17 protein-coding genes and 1 pseudogene are annotated in these 21383 nt (G+C 64.8%); 8 read left to right on the top strand and 10 right to left on the bottom strand.

The features are described from left to right. Positions 1–85: 85 nt before the first annotated feature. Positions 86–544, bottom strand: coding sequence for a DUF4087 domain-containing protein (locus tag AC2YJX_RS09715; protein WP_228897030.1), 459 nt, complete (start codon positions 542–544; stop codon positions 86–88). Positions 545–699: 155 nt separating this feature from the next. Here AC2YJX_RS09715 and AC2YJX_RS09720 point away from each other — a divergent pair, with 155 nt between their 5' ends. The 6 genes from AC2YJX_RS09720 (at position 700) to AC2YJX_RS09745 (ending at position 7800) form a co-directional block, all read left to right on the top strand. After that, positions 700–1626, top strand: a complete 927-nt coding sequence (locus AC2YJX_RS09720; protein ID WP_487255918.1) for an RNA polymerase sigma-70 factor — start codon at positions 700–702, stop codon at positions 1624–1626. A 146-nt stretch (positions 1627–1772) separates the two neighbouring features. Continuing rightward, positions 1773–2237: a carboxymuconolactone decarboxylase family protein gene (locus tag AC2YJX_RS09725; RefSeq protein ID WP_431151395.1), complete on the top strand. Its 465-nt coding sequence runs from the start codon at positions 1773–1775 to the stop codon at positions 2235–2237. A gap of 181 nt (positions 2238–2418) precedes the next feature. Continuing rightward, positions 2419–4038 carry a tail fiber domain-containing protein gene (locus AC2YJX_RS09730; RefSeq protein WP_487255919.1) on the top strand — a complete coding sequence of 540 codons (1620 nt, stop codon included), beginning with the start codon at positions 2419–2421 and terminating at the stop codon, positions 4036–4038. 29 nt (positions 4039–4067) lie between these two features. Then, positions 4068–5768 (top strand): tail fiber domain-containing protein, encoded by a 1701-nt coding sequence (locus tag AC2YJX_RS09735; RefSeq protein ID WP_487255920.1) that lies wholly within the window; start codon positions 4068–4070, stop codon positions 5766–5768. Beyond that, positions 5765–6469 carry an Ig domain-containing protein gene (locus AC2YJX_RS09740; protein ID WP_487255921.1) on the top strand — a complete coding sequence of 235 codons (705 nt, stop codon included), beginning with the start codon at positions 5765–5767 and terminating at the stop codon, positions 6467–6469. The genes AC2YJX_RS09735 and AC2YJX_RS09740 overlap by 4 nt, the downstream gene beginning before the upstream one ends. A gap of 557 nt (positions 6470–7026) precedes the next feature. Next, entirely contained in the window at positions 7027–7800 is a 774-nt protein-coding gene (locus tag AC2YJX_RS09745; protein ID WP_487255922.1) for a class II aldolase/adducin family protein, read from the top strand. A 219-nt stretch (positions 7801–8019) separates the two neighbouring features. Here the strand turns inward: AC2YJX_RS09745 and AC2YJX_RS09750 are convergent, their stop codons facing one another. From AC2YJX_RS09750 to AC2YJX_RS09765, 4 genes are all read right to left on the bottom strand, one after another. Next, entirely contained in the window at positions 8020–8421 is a 402-nt protein-coding gene (locus AC2YJX_RS09750; RefSeq protein ID WP_487255923.1) for a hypothetical protein, read from the bottom strand. Positions 8422–8430: 9 nt separating this feature from the next. Next, a complete protein-coding gene (locus AC2YJX_RS09755; protein WP_487255924.1) occupies positions 8431–8838 on the bottom strand; it encodes a hypothetical protein in 408 nt (135 codons plus the stop codon). Between the two features lie 312 nt (positions 8839–9150). Beyond that, complete coding sequence (locus tag AC2YJX_RS09760) at positions 9151–9522, bottom strand: hypothetical protein (RefSeq protein ID WP_487255925.1); 372 nt, start codon at positions 9520–9522, stop codon at positions 9151–9153. Beyond that, complete coding sequence (locus tag AC2YJX_RS09765) at positions 9504–12380, bottom strand: hypothetical protein (protein ID WP_487255926.1); 2877 nt, start codon at positions 12378–12380, stop codon at positions 9504–9506. The genes AC2YJX_RS09760 and AC2YJX_RS09765 overlap by 19 nt, the downstream gene beginning before the upstream one ends. 355 nt (positions 12381–12735) lie before the next feature. On the opposite strand from AC2YJX_RS09765, the gene gstA reads away from it, so the two are divergent. After that, positions 12736–13344, top strand: coding sequence for a glutathione transferase GstA (gstA, locus tag AC2YJX_RS09770; protein WP_121421762.1), 609 nt, complete (start codon positions 12736–12738; stop codon positions 13342–13344). A 165-nt stretch (positions 13345–13509) separates the two neighbouring features. On the opposite strand, the gene AC2YJX_RS09775 is transcribed toward gstA, so the two are convergent. Beyond that, positions 13510–14736 (bottom strand): YbfB/YjiJ family MFS transporter, encoded by a 1227-nt coding sequence (locus tag AC2YJX_RS09775; protein WP_487255927.1) that lies wholly within the window; start codon positions 14734–14736, stop codon positions 13510–13512. A 170-nt stretch (positions 14737–14906) separates the two neighbouring features. Between AC2YJX_RS09775 and AC2YJX_RS09780 the strand changes: the two genes are divergently transcribed. After that, positions 14907–16013 (top strand): alkene reductase, encoded by a 1107-nt coding sequence (locus tag AC2YJX_RS09780; RefSeq protein ID WP_487255928.1) that lies wholly within the window; start codon positions 14907–14909, stop codon positions 16011–16013. 135 nt (positions 16014–16148) lie between these two features. Here the strand turns inward: AC2YJX_RS09780 and AC2YJX_RS09785 are convergent, their stop codons facing one another. The 4 genes and pseudogenes from AC2YJX_RS09785 to AC2YJX_RS09800 form a co-directional block, all read right to left on the bottom strand. Continuing rightward, positions 16149–16736, bottom strand: a complete 588-nt coding sequence (locus tag AC2YJX_RS09785) for a hemerythrin domain-containing protein (protein ID WP_121421759.1) — start codon at positions 16734–16736, stop codon at positions 16149–16151. A gap of 170 nt (positions 16737–16906) precedes the next feature. Further along, positions 16907–17284, bottom strand: coding sequence for a CZB domain-containing protein (locus AC2YJX_RS09790; protein ID WP_228897296.1), 378 nt, complete (start codon positions 17282–17284; stop codon positions 16907–16909). A 54-nt stretch (positions 17285–17338) separates the two neighbouring features. After that, positions 17339–18901: pseudogene (locus AC2YJX_RS09795) on the bottom strand (methyl-accepting chemotaxis protein); the annotation flags it as partial. Between the two features lie 120 nt (positions 18902–19021). Beyond that, entirely contained in the window at positions 19022–21283 is a 2262-nt protein-coding gene (locus AC2YJX_RS09800; RefSeq protein ID WP_487255929.1) for a heavy metal translocating P-type ATPase, read from the bottom strand. Positions 21284–21383: the final 100 nt, after the last annotated feature.

Below are 21383 nucleotides of genomic sequence, written 5' to 3' on the forward strand. Positions count from 1 at the left end.
AAATTGGGAACCGCAGTCGGATATTTGCGCAGAGTGGCGCAGCACCACAAGCATATTTTTTGGGGGCATCCGCTTACCGACTGCCTCAAGGCTTCGGCAAAGCCCTATCTTGCCGACACGCCTTCAAAGGCTTTGCCGTGGCTGATGCAATGCGCAGCACCCGCCCGTCGCTGCGGTCCACCACCACCTTCATGCACGCACACCCGTAGCCATAGTGGCCATTGGTTTTCTTCCACTGCGCGTCGGTGAACACGGGCCAGTCGCCTTCGGCACTGTCTCCACCCTGGGTGGAGACCACCCACTCGCCATCACGGTCGGTCAGGGTGGCGTTGTTGGGGGTGGGGTTGTGAAACCAGCCGCAGCGGTTTTCCAGCGGCTGGGCAACACCAGCGGCGGATAGCGGTGTTTGCGTTTGGGCCTGGACTGGGGTCGCCCACGGCACCAGCGCGAACAAGAGCATTGCCACCGCCGCCTTCGCGCCGTTCCCCATCCGGCCCACGCGCGGGGTTGCTTGCGCGCGCTGGGTTGCGTACAAAGCGGCCATCTCTGCATCCTTTCCATTTCAGATCAAAAGTGCTTCTAGCGCTTATACAGCAAGCGCTGGCAGCTATCAAAACAAAAGCGACTGCGGAGACCTTGTCACAAGACAGCGACCTCCAACGTCTATCAAAGACCCACAGGTCTCTCACGTACACCACCATGACCACACAGCCCGCATCCGCCGCCCCACCCGCCACCGACCCCTTCACCACCCTGCGCCCCCGCCTCTTCGGCATTGCCTACCGCATGCTGGGCGTGCGCGCCGATGCCGAGGATGTGCTGCAGGACACCTGGCTGCGCTGGAGCCGCCAGGACCCCACCGCGCTGCAGTCGGCCGAGGCCTGGCTGGTGACGGTGGTCACGCGGCTGTCCATCGACCGGCTGCGGGCACTGAAGGCCGAGCGCGAGGCCTATGTGGGCTGGTGGCTGCCCGAGCCGCTGGTGGAGCTGCATGACAACCCCACCGGTGATGCGTCGCACCACAACACGCCGGAGGCAGCCGCCGAGCTGGCGGGCGAGCTGTCGGTGGCCTTCCTGTACGTGCTGGAGCGCCTGGGGCCGGAGGAGCGCGCTGCATTCTTGCTGCGCCAGGTGTTTGACTACGACTACCCCGAGATTGCCGCACAGCTGGGGAAAACCGAGGCCAGCTGCCGCCAGATGGTGCACCGCGCCAGCGAACGTGTGCAGCAGGCGCGCACACGCTTTGAGGTGCCCCACGCCGTGCACCACCAGCTGCTCCAGCGTTTCATGCTGGCCGCCAAAAGCGGCGACCGCAACGCCATCGAGGCGCTGCTGAGCGAAGACGCGCAACTGATTGGCGACGGCGGCGGCAAGGTACCGTCCTTCCCCAAGCCGCTGGTGGGGCCGTTTCGCATTGCCAACCTGTACTGGGCGCTGTTCCGCCGCCTGGGTGCGCAGGTGGCGTACCGCATGGCGCTCATCAACGGCGAGCCGGGACTGCTGCGCTATGTGGATGGCCACCTTGAATCGGCGCAGGCATTTGTGACGGACGGGGAGCAGATAGTGGCCATCTACGCCGTGCGCAATCCGGACAAGCTGGCGGGCATTCCAGCCACGCTGGGGTGAAATCTCTTTGGGGATTTTGGCGCCCCGTGTCACAGCGGCAGACCCGGCAACGTCTAACCAGTATGAAAGGCAGCAACACCACCGCCGCCTTCATGCCCAAGGTTTATCTACCCCGGACCATTGCCACCAACATCCAAGGAACCGCCATGTCATCGACCACCCAACACACCGCCCGCCTGCCCTATCACAAGCTGTCTTCCAAAGCCTTCATGGGCCTGGTGAGCCTGTCGGAAACCATCAAGAAGGGCCCGCTGGGCGCGCGCCTGGCCGAGCTGGTGTTTCTGCGCGTGTCGCAGATCAACGGCTGCGCATACTGCATGGACATGCACTGGACCTACCTGGTCAAGGACGGCATGGACCCGCGCCACCTGAACGCCGTGGCAGGGTGGCGCGAGGCGCCGTTCTTCGGCGAACGTGAACTCGCCGCGTTCCGCTGGGCCGAGATCATCACCGCCACGCCCCACAGCGATGCGAGCGATGAGGAATACGCCAAGCTGCAGGCGGTGTTCAACGAAGCGGAAATCTCCGAACTGGGCTTTGCCATTGGCGTGATCAATGCGTGGAACCTGATCAACGCGGGCATGCGGGCGCCGATTCCGCAAGCGGGCTGAGCACAGGCGCAGGGCTTTTGCGCAGCGCAACCCCTGGCAATTACTCGATTGACGATCTGGCATCGCTCGGCCAGACTCGTCGCCATTGATGGGCCGCTGGTTCTGCGGGCGGCAACGCCGCGATGCAGCAATGGCCATATTGGCGCCCTGGGCAGCCCATGCCCACCTTCGAGAAAGCCCCATGAAACCCCTGCACCGAGCCACCATCGCCCTGATGGCAACCCTCGCGGCTGCCACCTGTGCTGCCCAATCCCCGGCCCAGGCCATCTCCACCACGCGCCAGGCTGACCGCATCACCTGGACGGCTGCGGCCCCCCACGGCGCTGCCAAGCTGCGGCTGGCCCGCCCGGATGGCACGGTCAGCGACCTGCCGTTTGCGCGCGGCCCCGTGGTGCTGGAGCCCCAGCGTGCAGGGCTGGCCGATGGCCGCTATTTTTATGAATTGAGCCTGGAGCCCCCTGCGGCCATGGACCCCGCCCAGGCCCAGGCCACGATGCAGCAGCGCATCACGGCGGGCTCGTTCGTGGTCATTCAGGGCCAGTTGGTGGTGGATGCGACCGAGCCAGGCGCCCCTGTGCTGCCCACCAAGACCGGCAGCACCTTCACCACCAAGGACCAGGTGGTGGCCGACGACCTGATCGTGCAGGGCAGCCTGTGCGCGGGCTTTGATTGCGTCAACAACGAATCCTTTGGCTTTGACACGCTCCGGCTCAAGGAGAACAACCTCGGCATTCATTTCGACGACACCAGCGTTGGCACCTTTCCGGCCAACGACTGGCGGATCCGTGTCAATGACACCGCCTCGGGCGGGGCATCGTATTTCACGGTCGAGGATGCCACGGCCAACCGCCAGGTCTTCACCGTCAGTGCTGGCGCCCCCAGCAACAGCCTGTACGTCAGCTCGACGGGCCGGCTGGGCCTGCGCACTGCCACGCCGGTGCTGGACGTGCACACACTGACCGGCAACACCCCCGCCATTCGGCTGGAGCAGTCGTCGGCAGGCGGCTTCACGGCGCAGACCTGGGACATCGGCGCCAACGAGGCCAACTTCTTCGTGCGCGACGTCACCAACGGCTCGCGCCTGCCCCTGCGCATTCGCCCCGGCGCGCCCACCAGCAGCCTGGACATTGCGGCCTCGGGCGCAGTGGGCATAGGCACCGCTTCGCCCGGCGCGGCGCTGCACGTCCGGCGCACCGATGGCACGGCCCAGGTGCTGGTGCAGGAAACCAGCGGCACAACGGCCCCGCGCACGCTGCTGAACCTGGCCAACAACGGGCCAGCCGTCTTGCGCTTTACCACGGCACCGGCCACGGGCTGGGACATGACGTCAGGCACCGCGCTCACGCTGGCGACCCAGGGCGCTGGCACCCCCCAGTTCACGCTGGCGGCCAACGGCAACCTGGCAATCACCGGCACGCTGAGCACAGGCTCCAGCCGCACGCTCAAGACCGGCATCGAGCCGGTCAATGGCACCGCCCTGCTGGAGAAGGTGCTGGCCCTGCCGCTCTACCACTGGCGCTACAAATCCAGCCCCACACAAGAGCGCCACGTCGGCCCCATGGCCGAGGACTTCCGCAAGATCTTCCAGCTGGGGCAGGACGACAAAAGCCTGGCCCCCGGCGATCTGGCCGGCGTGACCCTGGGCGCCGTGCAGGCGCTGGCCCGCAAGGTGAACGAGCGCGAGGCAGACATCGCCGCGATCCGGGCCCGCATCTCCCTGCTCGAAGCGCAGATGGCCCCAACAGGCGCTCCGGGCGCTTCGGGCGTGCCCACCAAGACCACCACGCCCGCAGCACGCTAGGGATTGCCAACATGCCTGCCCACCATTGCTTGCCCCTCCTGACCAGGCTGCGGCCGCGCGCTGCCGCCCTGGTTGCCGCCACCCTGGCATCCCTGCTGAGCCCACCCCTCGTGCACGCACAAACCGGCAGCGAAGTGCAGCCCCCCGCCATTGCGGCACGGCTTCAGGCCACCCGGCTGGAGTGGACCCCCACCGCACCCCATGGCCGCGCCGTGCTGCGCATCGCCCGCGAGGGCGATGCGCCCCAGGACCTGGTGCTGTCCGGCCCGTTGGTGTTGTCGCTGCAAGACCATCCCTTGCCCGACGGACGCTACACCTACGAGTTGACGCTGGCCCCCACCACCGCTGCCGTGCGGCCCGACGATGCAACCCCCGTGGCGGCCAACCCCGTGGGTGCCTCCAGCGCTGCCGGGCCCAGGGGCGCCATGCTGGCCGGCAACGTGTCGGTGGCGGGCGGTGCGTTTGTGCTGCCACCCGCACTTTTGCCCCCGGGCGAAGGGGATACAGCCGACGGCCCCGCCGCGCAGTCCGCCCCATCTTCAAAGGCCGTCCGCACCCTCCGCCTTGCCACCAAAGACCAGTTGGTCGCCGACGACCAGATCGTGCAAGGCAGCATCTGCATGGGGTTTGACTGCGTCAACAACGAGAGCTTTGGCTTCGACACCCTGCGCCTGAAGGAAAACAACCTGCGCATCAAGTTTGAAGACACCAGTGCGGGCGCGTTTCCCGGCAACGACTGGCAGATCATCGCCAACGACAGCGCCAGCGGCGGGGCCAGCTACCTCGGCATCGACGATGTCACAGGCAGCTTGACCCCCGTGCGCTGGCTGGCCGGAGCGCCCGCCAACAGCCTGGTTGTGGACCCGCAAGGGCGCGTGGGGGTGGGCACCGGCGTACCCGTGCTTGATCTGCATGTGCTGTCCTCCAACACCCCGGCGCTGCGGCAAGAGCAGAACAACACTGACGGCTACACAGCCCAGACCTGGGATGTGGCGGGCAACGAAGCCAATTTCTTCGTGCGCGATGTCACCGGAGGCTCCCTCCTTCCCCTGCGCATCCGGCCGGGGGCGCCACATGCCAGCGTTGATATTGCGGGCAACGGCAGCGTGGGCCTGGGCACGCCGCGCCCTGCTGCCCCGTTGCACCTGCGGCGCGCGGACGGCAGCGGAGCCCTGCTGGTGGACAACACCAGCGCCACCGCCCTGCCCCGCGTGCAGATGGAGCTGCAGAACAACGGCGCCATCGCTGCGCGGCTTGCACATGGCACAGGCACCGCGTACTGGACGCAACACGCTACGGCTTCGGCCTTCAGCCTGGCGCCCAGCGGCAGTGGCAGCAATGCGCTGTCGATGCAGGCAGGCGGCGGCCTGGTGGTGGCCGGCACGCTCAGCCAAGGCTCCAGCCGCACGCTCAAACACGACATCAGCCCCGCCCCGGTCCATGCAGTCCTTGGCGAAGTGTTGAACCTGCCGCTGTATGCCTGGCGCTACCTGAGCGATCTCAACGCCAGCCTGCACCTGGGGCCCATGGCCGAGGATGTACACCAGCGCTTTCAGGTGGGCGCCAGCCCCCGGACGCTTGCGCCCAGCGATGTCGCCGGCCTTGCGGCCGCCACGGTCCAGGCCCTCCACCAGAAGCTGGCCGCCAAGGATGCAGAACTCATGGCCCTGGCCGAACGCCTTTCGGCCCTGGAGCAACAGCTCGCACGCAAAAACGGGAGCGCGCGATGATGGCCCGCGCAGCGCAGGCACTGCGCCACGGCTTGCGCCGCTTCACCACATGGCTCGGCGTTGCCAGCCTGGTGCTGTGGGCCGCCAGCGCCGCCGCGCAGGACATCACCGTTACCCCGTCCAGCATTCCCACCCCCGCGCTGGGCGTGCCCTACAGCGTGACCTTTGTCGGCAGCGATGGTGTGGCGCCCTACCAGTTCCTCGTCAGCGCAGGGCTTCTTCCGGCGGGCCTGAGCCTGTCGGGCACGGGCGATCTCACGGGCACGCCCACCAGCTCGGCGCCCTACAGCTTCACCATCACGGTGTCCGACGCCCTGGGGCGCGAGCTGGACCTGCTGGGTGCAGGCACCGTGACAGGTGCGCTGACCATCACCCCTCCGCCCGTGCTGGTCGCGAACACCGCCTACAGTGGACAGATTCAGGTCACCGGCGGCACCGGCCCCTACACCTTCACCGTGAACTCCGGCCCCCTGCCCCCGGGCATGACCTTGGGGCCCAACGGCCTGCTGAGCGGAACACCGACCACACCGGGACTCTATGTCCTGGTCATCCAGGTCACGGACGCCAACGGCCTGTCCTCCACCATCACACTGAACCTCCAAGTGATGGCCCTCTCCACGGGGATTCCGGTGAACGATCCATGGATGCTGGTGCTGGCGGCCCTGGGAATGGCCTGCATAGCCCTCGCGAGGCGGAGGTAGTGCGGATCGGGATGGGCTACAAGGCGTCTTTTCTTGCCAATAGCCGGCTATTGGCAAGAAAAGCAACGCAGCAGACCGCCCGAGACCGCGCTATCACCGACCGCAGGGAGTTATGCAGGACATTCCTGGAGGCTGTCGGACTTGGAGCGTCGAAGCGAAAATTGGCCCCAGCGAGGACAGTTTTTGCCGGATTTGCAGCCCCATAGCTCGGCTATGGGGCAAAAAGACGGTGTTCTCGAAGAGCGGCGAAGCCAAAAATGGACCGCTGTGGCCGATTTGCTGCCGACGATTTCCAAGTCCGACAGCCTCTGAGCTGGGCTGGCTGGGGCGGCGCCAGATGCGGCAGCAGCAAGGGCCCGGGCGCTGATGGCCGGGCAGGGCCAGGGCACGAAAATTCAACAAAATTCGGCCTTAGCGTTTTGTGGACGGGCGTAAACAGCTATATTTTTTATAGCAATCCGCAAAAATGCAGCACCTGTAGCCTGCCTGACAGACCAGGGCGCCCCATCGCCCTACAGTGGCGTTTCCCATTCCTCAAAAAACGGAGACACCACCCCATGCTCAACATCCCTTCGCTGCAAGAAAGCGTCAGCCCCGAAGAATGGCAACTGCGCTGCGACCTGGCCGCGTGCTACCGGCTCGTTGCGCTGTACGGCTGGAGCGACCTGGTCTTCACCCACATCAGCGCCAAACTGCCCGAATCGGTGTCGGGTCCGGGCGAGCACCAGTTCCTCATCAACCCCTACGGCCTCATGTTCGACGAGATCACGGCATCGAGCCTGATCAAGGTGGACATGCAATGCAACAAGCTGCACGACTCGCCCTTCCCCGTGAACCCGGCCGGTTTTGTGATCCACAGCGCGGTGCACGAGGCCCGGCCCGAGGCCGGCTGCGTGCTGCACACCCACACGCGTGCCGGTGTGGCCGTCAGCGCCCAGAAGGGCGGCGTGCTGCCCATCAGCCAGCAAAGTACCTTCGTGCTGGGCTCGCTGGCGTACCACGAATACGAGGGCGTGGCCTTCCGCGACGAAGAAAAGCCACGCCTGCAGGCCGACCTGGGCGAGGCCAACTTCCTCATGCTGCGCAACCACGGCCTGCTCACCGTGGGCAAGACGATTGCCGATGCGTTCCTGTCGATGTACACCTTCGAGAACACTTGCCGCATTCAGATCGACGCGCAGGCAGGTGGCGAGTTGATCGCCGTAAACCCCCAGATCGTGAGCGGCGTGGCACAGGCCATGCGCGTGCAGACGGGCGGCCTAGGCGGCGCCTTTGCCTGGCCAGCACTGCTGCGCAAGGTGCAGCGCGAAATGCCAGGCTGGAATACCTGAGACGTCCTACAGCCCCCGACAGCGGGTGCACCAGAAGGCCTTAACGGTGTCTACGCTGATGCCGAGGGTGACCACAAGGCCGATCTGGTTGTGCGAGTTGAGCGGGAGGGTGCCCGGAAAGATGGGCCACCCTTTGCCAGTTGGGCCGTTGTGCAGGAGCGACCATATGATCGTCCGGGACGCGACATTTATGCAACAGAGTCGCTCGGAACCGAATGCCTACTGTGCACTTAGTCGAAATACATAAAAGTCATCAGGAAAGTACTGCTTCTCAGGCGTGATATAGAGGATTAGTAACTTCGCAATCTCCGCCTGCTCCTCACGAGAGAGCCCAACAAGGCTTACGTGGCATATAAATCCACCGACATCACTTGACTTGGAAAGTCCAACATAAATGTCGTCATCACCTCGCCACCACTGCACGCCCAAAGGCAATTCAATATCTGCAATTGATCGCACTGCAGATGGATCAATTTCAATCTCTCCGTCACTCCATAAATGAATTTTACCAGATCGATTGTTCGTTAGAGAGAAGTTCAATTGATCAAAGACAAACCGAAATTGATTAATCAACGCCGGCAAGGAGAGATTGGACCAAATTGTGTAGGTAAACGAAGCCATAACAAAATTTTAGGGAATAGGCTTTACAAAGCCGGGGCCGAGCACTTTGGTCGCCGCATCAATCACCGTCTGAGGCGTATTTGGCGCATAGTAAAAATACGCGCTAACCCCCCGAGCGGTGGCGGTTTCAGAATACACCATTAGTCCTCGAACAAAGTTCCCGAGGTTATCTGCTTTGGCTGGCCCTCCCACCGCAATGAGGTTGCCAGCTGGGTCCGTCACATCAACATCTGTCTTTCCGCGTGTGGTTTTAATAATCTCCCCAGAACGAATCCCTCCAACGGCATCAGCTACAGCTTGTTCTCTTGTAACGCCAAGTGTTTGAACGGCAGCGCCGCCACTTGGACGACCTTCAGCGCCCCCGACCACATTGTCAACGCTGCCACCGGGTTGGCCTTCCAGCGCTAGCTGGTTCAACGCCTTGCTGGGCTGGGGTGCGCCGAGTAGACCGAAGCACCGCCAAGTGTTTTGAGCATCGAATGAACCGGACGGCTCGAATGACGACGGTTACCAATGGCTGCCTCCCATCTACGGTACGAGACCGCTCCACGGATGGGATGGAGTCAGTGCTGGGTGCGCGCAGCCGTTCTCTCAAGTCGAATTTTTCAAGATGTGCCGTTCTTGCGAGGGGGAATCACTAATTTATTTCAGTGGATTGCTTGTAGCACTCATGGTTCTGTATTATTTAAGAAAATCCCCAGCCTTTGGATTTTTGTGCGTTTCACGGACTCAGGGGCCAAATTTGTAGAAATCTCTATTCGCCCATTCATCATGGTATGCAGAGAGGATTTTTTCGTGCGACCGGCCTGTGGCAATCGCCGTAGGGTCGTGAGTGATCTTTAGCTCCAAATCTTTTCGCACATTCGGCCACCTCAAAACATGCATCAAATACGCCAATGGTTCATCGCTAATCACCTTCTCAAAGTACATCTTCAACAGCAAATCTTCAAATTCCTTTTGATACGCAGGGGCATGTTCGATGATTGACAAACATTTGCGGTAGTGTGGTTCTGCTAGCTCAAATGAATACTGCGTATCAAGCACATGCTCTGCTTGGACAAGCTGTTCATAGAGATCACTGATCAATTCTTTTTTACCCATGCGCCTCCCCGTGGCAGAGTTGGATCTGGCACCCAAACCTTGGGCACAAATTTTCCCGTTGCGTTTAAACCAGCTCTATCGAAAGCGGCCTCTGCCACTGAACCAATGTTCGATGACGGTTGGTAATGTCCAGAAGCATTATCAATCCATTTTACATTGCCGTTGTATAGCTGAATTTCGCCAGCGGCTTGGACTGGTGCGCCACCTGTCAAACTGGTATGACCACTCCTGCCAATAACAAGATTCCCATTTTCAGTGATTACATAATTGAAGTTTCCACTGATGCCGCTGAGCCTTTCATTAGGTACGATTTTGGCGGAATCAATGATGTGCTCTGGATACCTGTTTTCAAATAGCGGCTTGGTCGCTCCCCCCGTATTCGCCTTATGGGGCAAAACCCCCCCGGCGTCAGCAGCCTCGACCACATTGTCAACGCTACCACCCAGCCTATTGCCAATACCTCGACCCAGCACACCACCTATCGCCACCCCCGTCTGTGCATGCAGCCCTTCTTCCGTCGCAAAGCCGGTGATGTCATTGATCACCTCTTGCCCCCATCCGCCGCCTGCTGCAGCGTCCAACGCTGCGGCTCGGGTCCACAGGCCGTTGTAGATGCTGTCCCGCCGGAAGTCCTCTCCCATGCTCGCTCGGTACTGCGCGGCGGCGTCCCGGTACTCCTGGGCACTGTAGCTGTCGACGGGGCTGTGGGACATCTCCACCAGTTCCGTGAAGCTGTACTGTGGTGGTTGTACCTCTGTGCTGTTGCGATACTCGATCTCTTGTCTGCGAAAGTCCTCTGGCAGCATCGGCTGCGCAGTCTCCCGCACCTCGGTCTCCGCCAGCATGGGCTCGCCGTCGCTGCTTTGTGCCAGCGTGCTGGTGGTGCCGTCAGGCCAGATCAGTTGGGCGGGCTCTATGTAAGCACCACTGTCATCAAAGTAACCCGCATCACCCACTGTTCCGATGGGGGCTGACGCGACCTGGATGCCTTGCGACGATGGCAATGCAGCCGGGTTGGCAAATGCCTCAACCCACTGCGCCGTCTGCGCATCCACCTCACTGGCCCCCAGGTTCCTCACCCAGTCGCTGGAGGGCCTGTCTCCCGGCTGTGCAGCTTGTCCCGGTTGTCCCTCATTCCCCACCTGGCTCTGTTCCTGCCCTTGCCCCGTTCCTTGCGCCCCCTGGAGTCCGTCGCCCAGCACTCCGCTCAGAAACTCGCTCGCAAACCCCGCCGCCGGGTCGTTGGTGCCCGCGATCTTCAATGCGCTGCTGGCAGCTTTGCTCAGGAGCTTGAGCACGCTGGCCTGCTCGGGGCTGATGTCCTTGAGCTCGCCGATCTGCTGATTCAGATGATCTCCCACCCCTTGCGCGATGCTGGCCAGGGCGCTGTTCATGAAGCCGTCTTTGAATTTGCCGCCCGTGGCTTCTTGCAATAACCCCGTGAGGCCCGCCTTGCCCAGGTGTGCCAGGCTGCTCTTGGCCAGGTCGGCGCTGTCCAGCATGTCCTTCAGGCCTGTGTATTGCATGACGCTGCCTGCAATGCCTCCCGTCAGGGCCGAGCGCAGCAGGTTGCCGAAGTCGATTCCGCCGGTCATCACCGTCTGGGAGATCGCGCTGCCCATGGCCCCCATGGCAGCGCCTTGAACGAAGGTGCCTGCCCCTGCCTGTGACAGCAGGGTGCCCACAGGCGGCAAGGCCACCATGCACATCAGTGCGCTGAATGCGACGGGCAGGACTTTGTCCAGAAAGCCCGTTGGGGCCTGGATGTTGTCTGCGCTGGTGCTCCAGCCGTTGACGGGGTCAAACCACAGGTATTCCTTGTTGATCAGGTCTGCGCTGTGTTCTGGGCTGAGTTGGGTGTAGTCCCGCAGCACGCAGGCGTCAGGCAGGCTGGGGTCGCTGCCGTAGGGCTGGCCCTGGGCGAGCCTGAAGGGGCCTAGTGTGTGGTAGCTGGGTTCGCTGTGGGCGTCACCTTCCCTGCCCTCATGGAACACCAGGGGGTCTTGGCCGTGCAGATCGGCAAAGACCCGTTGGGCCAGGCTGTCGCCTTGGGCGTAGTGGCGCGAGAACGCTGTGGGGTCCAATGTCCAGTGCCCAGGCTCGGCGGTCTCGCCTTGCCCGGTGCCAGGGACCCATTGACTGCCCGGGGTATCGGGGCCGGGGTTCTGGGTGGCTTGGTCGAGTGCGTGCAGGTATTGGTTGCGTACGCCATCTTGGGCTTCTTGCAGTTGGGTCAGCCGCGCGCCCAGGTCGGGGCCAAAGCGAGCGAGGATGCCTTGGCCGACGTTGGTGTCGGTGTTCAGGGGGCGCAGGGGCGGGCCGAACTGGGCAATGATCTCCTGGTTGGTGGGTTCGGCCAGCAGCAGTTCCAGGGCGGCGATCTCGGTGGGGCTGGCGTTGGGGGCTGCTGCCTGGGCGCCGACAGTGCCAATGGCTGGGTTCTCGGGAGTGATCTGCAGGGGTTTGGTCTGCACCAGGTCGATGCCGAGACCTGCTGCGTTCTCCGGGGTGACCGTGAGGGGCTTGGTGCTCACCAAGTCGATGCCCAGGCCCGCTGCGTTCTCAGGGGTGACCAGCAGAGGCTTGGTCTGTGCCTGCACCATCAGGGCCAGTGTGGTGCTGGGGGTGTGGTCGGTGGGGGCGAAGAGGGAGGTGCTGGCTAGGGTGGGGTCAGCGTGGGGGTTCTGGTGGGACTGAGGATCGGGCTGGGCGTAGCCGCCTGGGCCGCTGTCGGTGAAGGCGCCAGCGTTGTCCTGGGGTTGGTCTGTGTAGCTGTTGAATGCGCTGCCAGGGGCGGGCGGGCTGGCCAGGTCGCCAGGGGCGGGAGCGTAGGTGGAGGCTGAGGGGGCGACTTGCATGGCGCGCGACTGTGCCTACAGGCATCAGCGCGCGAAACTGGGAAGGCTCCTAGCTAGGAGTGTTCCTAGCTAGGAATGACACCTACATGGGGCAGGCCAGTGGGAGCCGTGGGGGATGAAATGAATATGGCTGCAGGCGACGTGGGGATTACGCAAACAGCTACTGAATCAGGAGCGCCCTGCGCGCGGGGAATGCAGGAGGTGGGCTACGCGGGTTACAGACTTTTACCGGGGTGAGGGCTGCAGAGGAATGACCGAGGCCACCACGCACTGTCGGCCGACACAAAAACAGCGAAGCGCATAGCATCGACAGCTTCACCGTTTGTCACTCTTTCACGAATTCAAGGACCGATCCATGAAGCTCTACTACTCCCCCGGCGCCTGCTCCCTGTCTCCCCACATCGCCCTGCAAGAGGCCGGCCTGGCCTACACCCCCGTGCTGGCCAGCACCAAGAGCCACAAGCTGCAGGATGGTACCGACTACTACACCATCAATGCGCTGGGTTACGTGCCCGTGCTGGAGCTGGACAACGGCGAGCGCCTGCGCGAAGGCCCGGCCATCGTGCAATACATCGCCGACCAGGTGCCCGACAAGCAGCTGGCCCCCGCCAACGGCACCCTGGCGCGTTACCGCCTGCAGGAGTGGCTGACCTTCATCGGCACCGAGCTGCACAAGGGCTTCAGCCCCCTGTTCAACCCCGCCACCCCCGAGGACTACAAGCCCATGGTGCGCGAGCGGCTGCTGCAGCGCCTGCAGTGGGTCGATGGCCAGCTCGCCGGCAAGCAATACCTGATGGGCGACCAGTTCACCGTGGCCGACGGTTATCTGTTCACCGTGACCAACTGGACCCAACCCACCAAGCTCGACATTTCCGGCCTGGCGAATCTGGCGGCCTACCGTGAGCGCGTAGGAGCCCGGCCTGCGGTGCAGGCGGCCATGAAGGCAGAAGGCTTGCTGAAATAGGGACACCCCCCTGAGGCGCTGCGCGCCTTCCCCCCGCTCTCGCTACGCGGGCAGCGGGACAACACCCTCGCTGCGGGGCGGCCCTTGCTCGGCGTTTCTGGTCTAGGCCGCGCCAGTATCGATTGGGAGCACGTAGCTCGACGCGCGGCCAAAACCCCAGTTGCGCTACAGCGGCTTCTGCCGCCACGCCACCAGCGCCCCCACCCACAACGCGCAGGCGGAGAACACCAGCCCGCGCGCCAGGCCTCCAGGGCCATCGGCAATCCAGCCCACCACCGTGGGCCCCACGATCTGCCCCGCCGCAAACACGATGGTGAACGCGCTGATGCCGCTGGCCCACAGCGCCTGCGGCAGGTTGTGCCGCACCAGCGCCGTGGTCGATGCCACCACCGACAGGAACACCCCGCCAAACAGCAGCCCCGAGGCCAGCACCACCGGCCACGCGCCCGTGATGGCGGGCAGGATGGTGGCCACGCCCAGCAGCGCATTGAGCCGCGCCAGTGCCTCCCCGCCCCGGCTGCGGTCCAGCAACCCAGCCCAGATACGTGACGACAACACCACCGCCAGACCCAGCAGGGCGTAGAACAGCGTCACCTCGCCCGCACCCCGGCCCTGCTCGCGCAGCAGCGCCACCACAAACGTCATATAGCCGATGTAGCCCACGCCAAACAGGCCATAACCCAACAGCGCAGGGGCCAGCGCCCGCCAGCGCACGCGGTCGGGCACTGCAGCCTCCGGTGTGGTCCCGGGCGCGGCGGCCACGGGTGCAGCCAGCCCGTTCAACGCCCGCGCAGGCCACAGCAGCACCGCCGTGGCCGCCATGCAGGCCAGCGCCAGCACCCACCACGCCCAGGTCCAGCTGTGCGGCGCAGGCGCCACGCCCAGCACCGCAGGCACCAGCCAGGCCGACAGGCTGATGCCCCAGCCCGTGCCGCCGTAGTACAGGCCCAGCAGCAAACCGCTGCGCCCCGGCACCTGGGCGCCGAGCCGTGCCGCCAGCAGGCCCCCCGCAATGAACACCAGCGCACTGGCACCACCGGCCAGCAGGCGCTGCACCAGCAGGGGCGCTGCCTGCGTGAAAAATCCGCTCAGGCCCATGAACACCGTGGCCATCACCGCACCTGCCACCAGCACCGTCCCCGGGGCCACGCGCCTCAACAGCAATGGCGTGGCAAGAGCCCCCAGCAGATAGCCCAGCGCGTTCACCGTGTTCATGCCGCCCGCCAGCGTGTACGACCAGCCCAGGTCCTCACGCATGGGCGGCAACAACAAGGCATAGGCAAACCGCGTGATACCCAGCGAGATGGCCGCACCCATCGACAAGGCCACGGCCAGCCACAGGCTGCGCAACGGGGAGACGGAAAACGATGCGGAAGGCGGTGGCAAGGGCATGGCGGTCCATTCTCGTGCAACGGCCCCCGCGCCGCTGGCACGACAGTCAGAGGACCGGGCTAACACAAAACCTGTGCCCTTGTTGACGCAAGTGTGCTGCACGTTTTGCGCTGCAGCATTAAGCTGAATGGCTGCTTTTCTTGCACACAGCCCCTCAGGACACCCTCACCATGACCTCTTTGTTTGAACCCACCCGCGCGGGCGACCTTCAGCTGGCCAACCGCATTGCCATGGCGCCCCTGACGCGCAACCGCTCGCCCGAGGCCATCCCCACCGACCTGGTTGCCACCTACTACGCGCAGCGCGCCAGTGCCGGCCTCATCATTTCCGAGGCCACGGCCATCAGCCCACAAGCCCAGGGCTATGCCGATGTGCCCGGTCTGTACGGCACCGAGCAGCTGGATGGCTGGAAGAAGGTGACCCGCGCCGTGCATGACGCCGGCGGCAAGATCGTGGTGCAGCTGTGGCACGTGGGCCGTGTGTCGCACACCGACCTGCAACCCGGCAACGCAGCACCCGTGGCGCCCTCGGCCGTGCAGGCCAACACCAAGACCGTGCTCATCAAGGACGGCGTGCCCACCTTCACACCCACCTCCATGCCCCGCGCGCTCGATGCCGAAGAGATCCCCGGCATCGTGCAGGACTACCGCCACGCCGCGCGCAACGCCATTGCGTCGGGCTTTGACGGTGTGGAGATCCACGCGGCCAACGGCTACCTGATCGACCAGTTCCTCAAGACCGGTGCCAACCAGCGCACCGACGACTACGGCGGCAGCATTGCCAACCGCGCCCGTCTGCTGCTGGAAGTGACCCGCGCCATCGTCGAGGAAATCGGCGGTGGCCGCACCGGCATCCGCCTGTCGCCCGTCACCCCCGCCAACGACATCGTGGACGCCGACCCCCAGCCCCTGTTCGACCACGTGGTGCGCCACCTTGGCCCACTGGGCCTGGCCTACATCCACGTCATCGAAGGCGCCACCGGCGGCCCGCGCGAGGTGAAAGGCCGCCCCTTCGACTACGCCGCCCTCAAGGCCGCCTACCGCGCAGCCGGTGGCAAGGGCGCCTGGATGGTCAACAACGCCTACACCCGCGAGCTGGCCGATACCGCCCTGGCCCACGGTGCCGACATTGTTGCCTTTGGCCGCCCCTTCATCGCCAACCCCGACCTGGTGGCGCGCCTGGAGAGCAACGCCCCGCTGAACGAAATCAACCGCGCGACGCTGTACGGAGGCGGTGCTGAGGGGTACACCGACTATCCAGCCTTGGCAGCGGGCTGAACAGCCCTGTCCACCAAGCGGCAGTCTCGCCACACAACGGTGGATACCGGCGCGCCCCAAGCCAGGGCCGCCGCGCAAGGGCCGCCCCGCCACGCTGGCGGCGTCCCCCTTGAGGGGGAAGGCGCCGCAGGCGACTCAGGGGGGGCTTCCAAGCCCTATCGGGCTGGGCGCCCGCATCACGATCCGGGTGAACAACCGGTCATACGCCGCATCGCGCGGCTTGCCCGGGGCCAGCGGGTTGGTGTTGCTGGCAAAGGCCGCATCAATGGCCACCCAATCACCGGGCTGCAGGCACTCCTGCGCCGCCGGCAGGACCACGGTTTCCTCGGTGCGCATGTGCTCCAGGTAAAAGCGCACATAGCGCTGCAGCGCGTCGGCGAAGGCCTCGCGGCGGCCATCACCCATCAGCTCCCAGCCCAGCAGCAGGTGCTGCAGCTCCCGCACCGCTGCCTCGCCACCTTCGTGGTCGCGCTCCAGCTGCGCAATGGCCTCAGCGGCCTGGGGCGCGCGCTCGGCCACTTTGGGGAAAAGCCACTGCGACTCTTTGGGGTGGTGCTGCCTTTCGGGAAACTCGTCGATGTAGAACAGCATGGCCCGCATCACGTCAAAGAACGCGGCAGGCGCATCGCCCGGGCCCTGGTCCAGCATCAGGCGCAAGGAATGGAGCACCGCCGCAAGCGACGCATGCTCTTCGCGAATGGTCCGCAGGCTGATCGACGGCATGGTGCACTCCCCAGGGTGATACGGGGTTTCAAGATTGCCACGATGCGCGCCTACACCGCCTGACGCAGATCAAGAGATACCGGGGCTGCCACGCCGGGGGCCCCAAGACGCCTCACCCATCCGAGGCCAGGATCATCCGGTCCGTCAGCTGCGGCCCTGATACCCGATCCTCAAAGGCTGTTGCGCAACTGGATGATGGCGGCACCGACCGCGCTGGAGGCCTGCGAGAACGGGGTATTGCCCGCCAATGCCTGCTCGGCGTCCGCGTAGTTGCCCCGGTTGATGGTTTGGGCAATGGCGCCTGCCACTTCATGGAAGTCGCGGTGCTTGTCCACCAATGACTGGAAGGCAGGCAAGGCGCCATATGACCCCTGTCCTTTGCCATGCAGCCAACGACCCAGCTCGCAGCAGTCATCGCGCCTGATCGTGTCGGCATCAAGCTGCTGATGCTTCTTGGCGGCATCGCGCAACTTGGTGCGCCACTGCGCATGGGCCTTGATGGCCGAATCAAGGTCAACACCCTGGACGGATGGAGCCGCCAGCGCCATGGATGTACCGTGCTGTAGGGCGACGGTCTGCCGCACGCCGACGGAATGCTGGTCGTCGGCCAGATGGAACTGCTGCACCACCTGCGACAGCCGCGCGGCCTGCTCGCGAAGTGATTCGGCGGCAGCGGCGGACTCTTCCACCAACGCCGCGTTCTGCTGCGTCATGCGGTCGATCTCGCCCACCGAGCCATTCACCTGGCCGATGCCGGCCGACTGCTCGGACGCCGCTGCCGTGATCTCGCCAATGATGTCGCCCACGCGCTGCACACTGCTCACGATGTCCTTCATGGCCGTGCCCGCTTCTTCCACGTGGCGCACGCCACCGTCCACGGCCGTCACGCTGTTCTGGATCAACCCCTTGATGTCGCTGGCTGCTGCGGCAGAGCGCTGCGCCAGGCTGCGCACTTCGCTGGCCACCACCGCAAAGCCCCGGCCCTGTTCCCCCGCGCGGGCGGCCTCGACGGCAGCGTTCAGCGCGAGGATGTTGGTCTGGAACGCAATCGAGTCGATCAGGCCGATGATGTCGCCGATCTTGCGGCTGGAGGTGGAGATCTCGTGCATGCTGGCCACGGCCTGCTGCACCACGCCACCGCCGTGCGTGGCCATCTGCGAGGCCGAGGCCGCCAACTGGTTCGCCATCTGCGACGACGACGCCGTCTGCTGCACCGTGGCGGTCAGCTGCGACAGCGAAGACACGGCCTCCTGGGCGTTGCTGGCCGTCTGCTCGGTGCGCTGCGACAGGTCCTGGTTGCCCGTGGCAATCTCCTGGCTGGCTGTGGCGATGTTGCCGCTGGCATCGCGCACCTGCGCCACCAGCGCGCCCAGGCCCTGCTGCATGTCGCGCAGAGCGCGCTGCAGGTCGGCCACTTCATCCTTGCCCTCGGCCGCAATGTGCTGCGAGAGGTCGCCCCCCGCAATCGCCTGCGCCATCCTGCGTGCGTCTTCCAACGGGCGGCAGATGGAGTTCATGTTCATCAGCGTGGTGGGCACCACCACCACCACGGTGATCAGCACGGCCAGCACAAACAGCCACTTGGTCTGGTCAGACACCTCGCCCTGCTGCTCCACCGACTTGGCCACCTCGGCGCGTAGCACGGAATCAAGCTCCGCCATCAGCTTGTCGGCCTCGGCAAACTCGGCCACGGCCTTGCCGCTCATGCGGTTGGCAATCGTGGCCGTGTCATAGCCGCTGGCCTCCAGCTGGCGCGCCACGTGCGCGAACAGCTCGCGGTAGCTGTCCAGGCGCTTGACGATGTTGCGCACCACAGGGTTGTCAGAGTCTTCCTCGCCTTCCAGGAACTTGTTCGCAATCTTCTTGGCCTTGTCCTGACTTTCCAGCCATTTGGCGTGCGCCGCTTTCACCGCCTCGGGCTTTTCATAGCCAATGATCATGTCCTTCTCGAACTGGCGAATGGCCCCCATCTCGCCACGCAGCTCGGCCATGTAGCCCACCTCGGCAAACGAGTGGTCCATGAAGTCCTGGCTCATGTTGTGGATGCGGAACATGCCCAGCATGCCCGCGCCCCCCAGCAGCCCCAGCAGGCCCAGCACCACGCCAATGGCCCCCAGCATGCGCAAACGTATGGTGAACTGCCGCATGAGCGAGAAGATATTCATGATCTGTCGTCCTTCATATATTGGTATGCCTGTGCGCCCGTCGCACCTCCCCCGAGGCCACGGATTCGCAACAAATCGTTGCAGTTTGCCAGACATCGATGACCGTGTTGTACGTATTTATCACATGCGCCACCGCTTGAGTAAGAGGGCATTCGCCATCACGCTCACCGAACTCAGCGCCATCGCAGCCCCCGCCACCACCGGGCTCAGAAAGCCCAGGGCCGCCAGCGGGATGCCCGCCACGTTGTATGCAAACGCCCAGAACAGGTTCTGCCGGATCTTCATCACCGTGCGGTGCGAGATATCGAGCGCCGCTGCCACCAGCATCGGGTCGCCCCGCATCAGCGTGATGCCCGCCGCGTGCATGGCCACGTCGGTCCCATTGCCCATGGCCATGCCCACATCCGCAGCCGCGAGGGCTGGGGCATCGTTAACGCCGTCGCCCACCATCGCCACTTGATGGCGCTTGCCATCAGGCCCTTGTTGCAATGCCACCACCTTCGCGGCCTTGTCACCCGGCAGCACCTCGGCCATAACCTCGCCCGCGTCGGGGTCCAGCCCCAGGCGCCGGGCCATGGCCTCGGCCGCGCCGCGGTTGTCACCCGAAATCATCACGGTGCGGATGCCACGCGCCTTCAGTGCCGCCAGCGCCTCGTGCGCACCGGGCTTGGGTTCATCACCAAAAGCCATCAGGGCCCGAAGCGCTAACCCTTCCGTCACGCGCTGGGCCACAGCCGATACGGTGGCCCCCTCGTTCTGCAGCTGCTGTGCCCGCACCGCGAGCGCACCCAGGTCCACCCCCAGCTCCTGCATCCAGCGCAGGCTGCCCACCAGGTAGCTCTGGCCGTCCACCTCACCCTCGGTGCCGCGCCCAGGCACGGCGCGCACATCCTGCGCGGTGGCCACGCTGATCTGCCGCTCGCCCGCAGCCGCCACCACGGCACGCGCCAGCGGGTGTTCGCTGCCGCTTTGCACCGCAGCCACCGCCGCCATCACGGCCGCATCGTCGAAGCCTGGCACCACCTCAAACGCTGTCAGCCGAGGCTGGCCCACGGTCAGCGTGCCGGTCTTGTCAAAAGCCACCACATCCACCTTGTGGGCCAGCTCCAAGGCTTGCACGTCCTTGATCAAAATGCCGTTCTTGGCTGCCACGCCCGTGCCCGCCATGATGGCCGCCGGTGTGGCCAGCCCCAGCGCACAAGGGCAGGCAATCACCATCACGGCCACGGCGTGGATCAGCGCGGCCTCCATGCCCACGCCCATCCACAGCCAGCCCAGCAGGGTGACCACCGCCACCACCAGCACCACGGGCACAAACACGGCCGACACCTGGTCCACCAGCCGCTGAATCGGCGCCTTGGCCGCCTGCGCGTCTTCCACCAGCCGGATGATCTGGGCCAGCACCGTCTCGGCGCCCACGGCCGTCACCGCCATCACGATGCGGCCATCACCATTGATCGAACCGCCCGTGAGCGCCGCGCCCACATCGCGCGCCACCGGCAAGGGCTCGCCCGTCAGCATGGATTCGTCCACCTGCGTGTGGCCCTCGTGCACCGTGCCATCCACGGGGATGCGCTCTCCCGGCCGCACCACCAGCTGGTCACCCACCAGCACCTCGGACACCGGCACATCCACCTCGCCCTGCTGGGTCAGCAAATGCACCACATCGGGCCGCAGCGCATGCAGCGCGCGGATGGCGGCCGTGGTCTGCCGCTTGGCGCGCGCCTCCAGCCACTTGCCCAGCAGCACCAGCGTGACCACCACGGCCGAGGCCTCAAAGTACAGATGCGGCACATGCCCCGGGTGGTCCGTGGGGGCCGTGAGCCACAGCCACATCGACAGGCCCCAGCCCGCACTGGTGCCCAGCGCCACCAGCAAGTCCATGTTGCCGTTCAGCGCCTTGGCCGCATGCCAGCCCGCCTTGTAGAAGCGCGCACCCAGGATGAACTGCACCGGCGTGGCCAGCACAAACTGCACCCAGGCGGGCAGCATCCAGTGCTGGCCAAAGAGGTCACCGATCATGGGCAGCACCAGCGGCGCCGACAGCAGCAGGCCAATGCCCACGGGTAAAAAGCCGGCCCAGGGCGACAAGTCCTCCGGAGCATCCTCCTGCCCCGCCGCACGCGGCTCGTAGCCCGCATTGCGCACCGCGCGCCGCAGCACGGCCTCCATGGCAGCGGCGTCGGCGCCCACCTGCGTGACAAAGGCAATGCGCGCAGACTCGGTCGCCAGATTGACCGAGGCCTCCTGCACGCCCGGCACCTTGCGCAGCGCGCGCTCCACACGGCCCACGCAGCTTGCGCAGGTCATGCCAGAAATGCCCAGGTCCAGCGAGTGCACAGACCCGGGCGCGGTGTTGGGGGGGGTGGTGATGGTGTTCATGGCCGGGATGCTGATCCTTGACGTGATGGCAAGGTCAAGCATTGATATTGATCAACCCTCACACCATGAGTGTCTTGAGCGGTGTTTGACTCTGCCACGA

The organism is Acidovorax sp. SRI_002 (assembly GCF_057586455.1).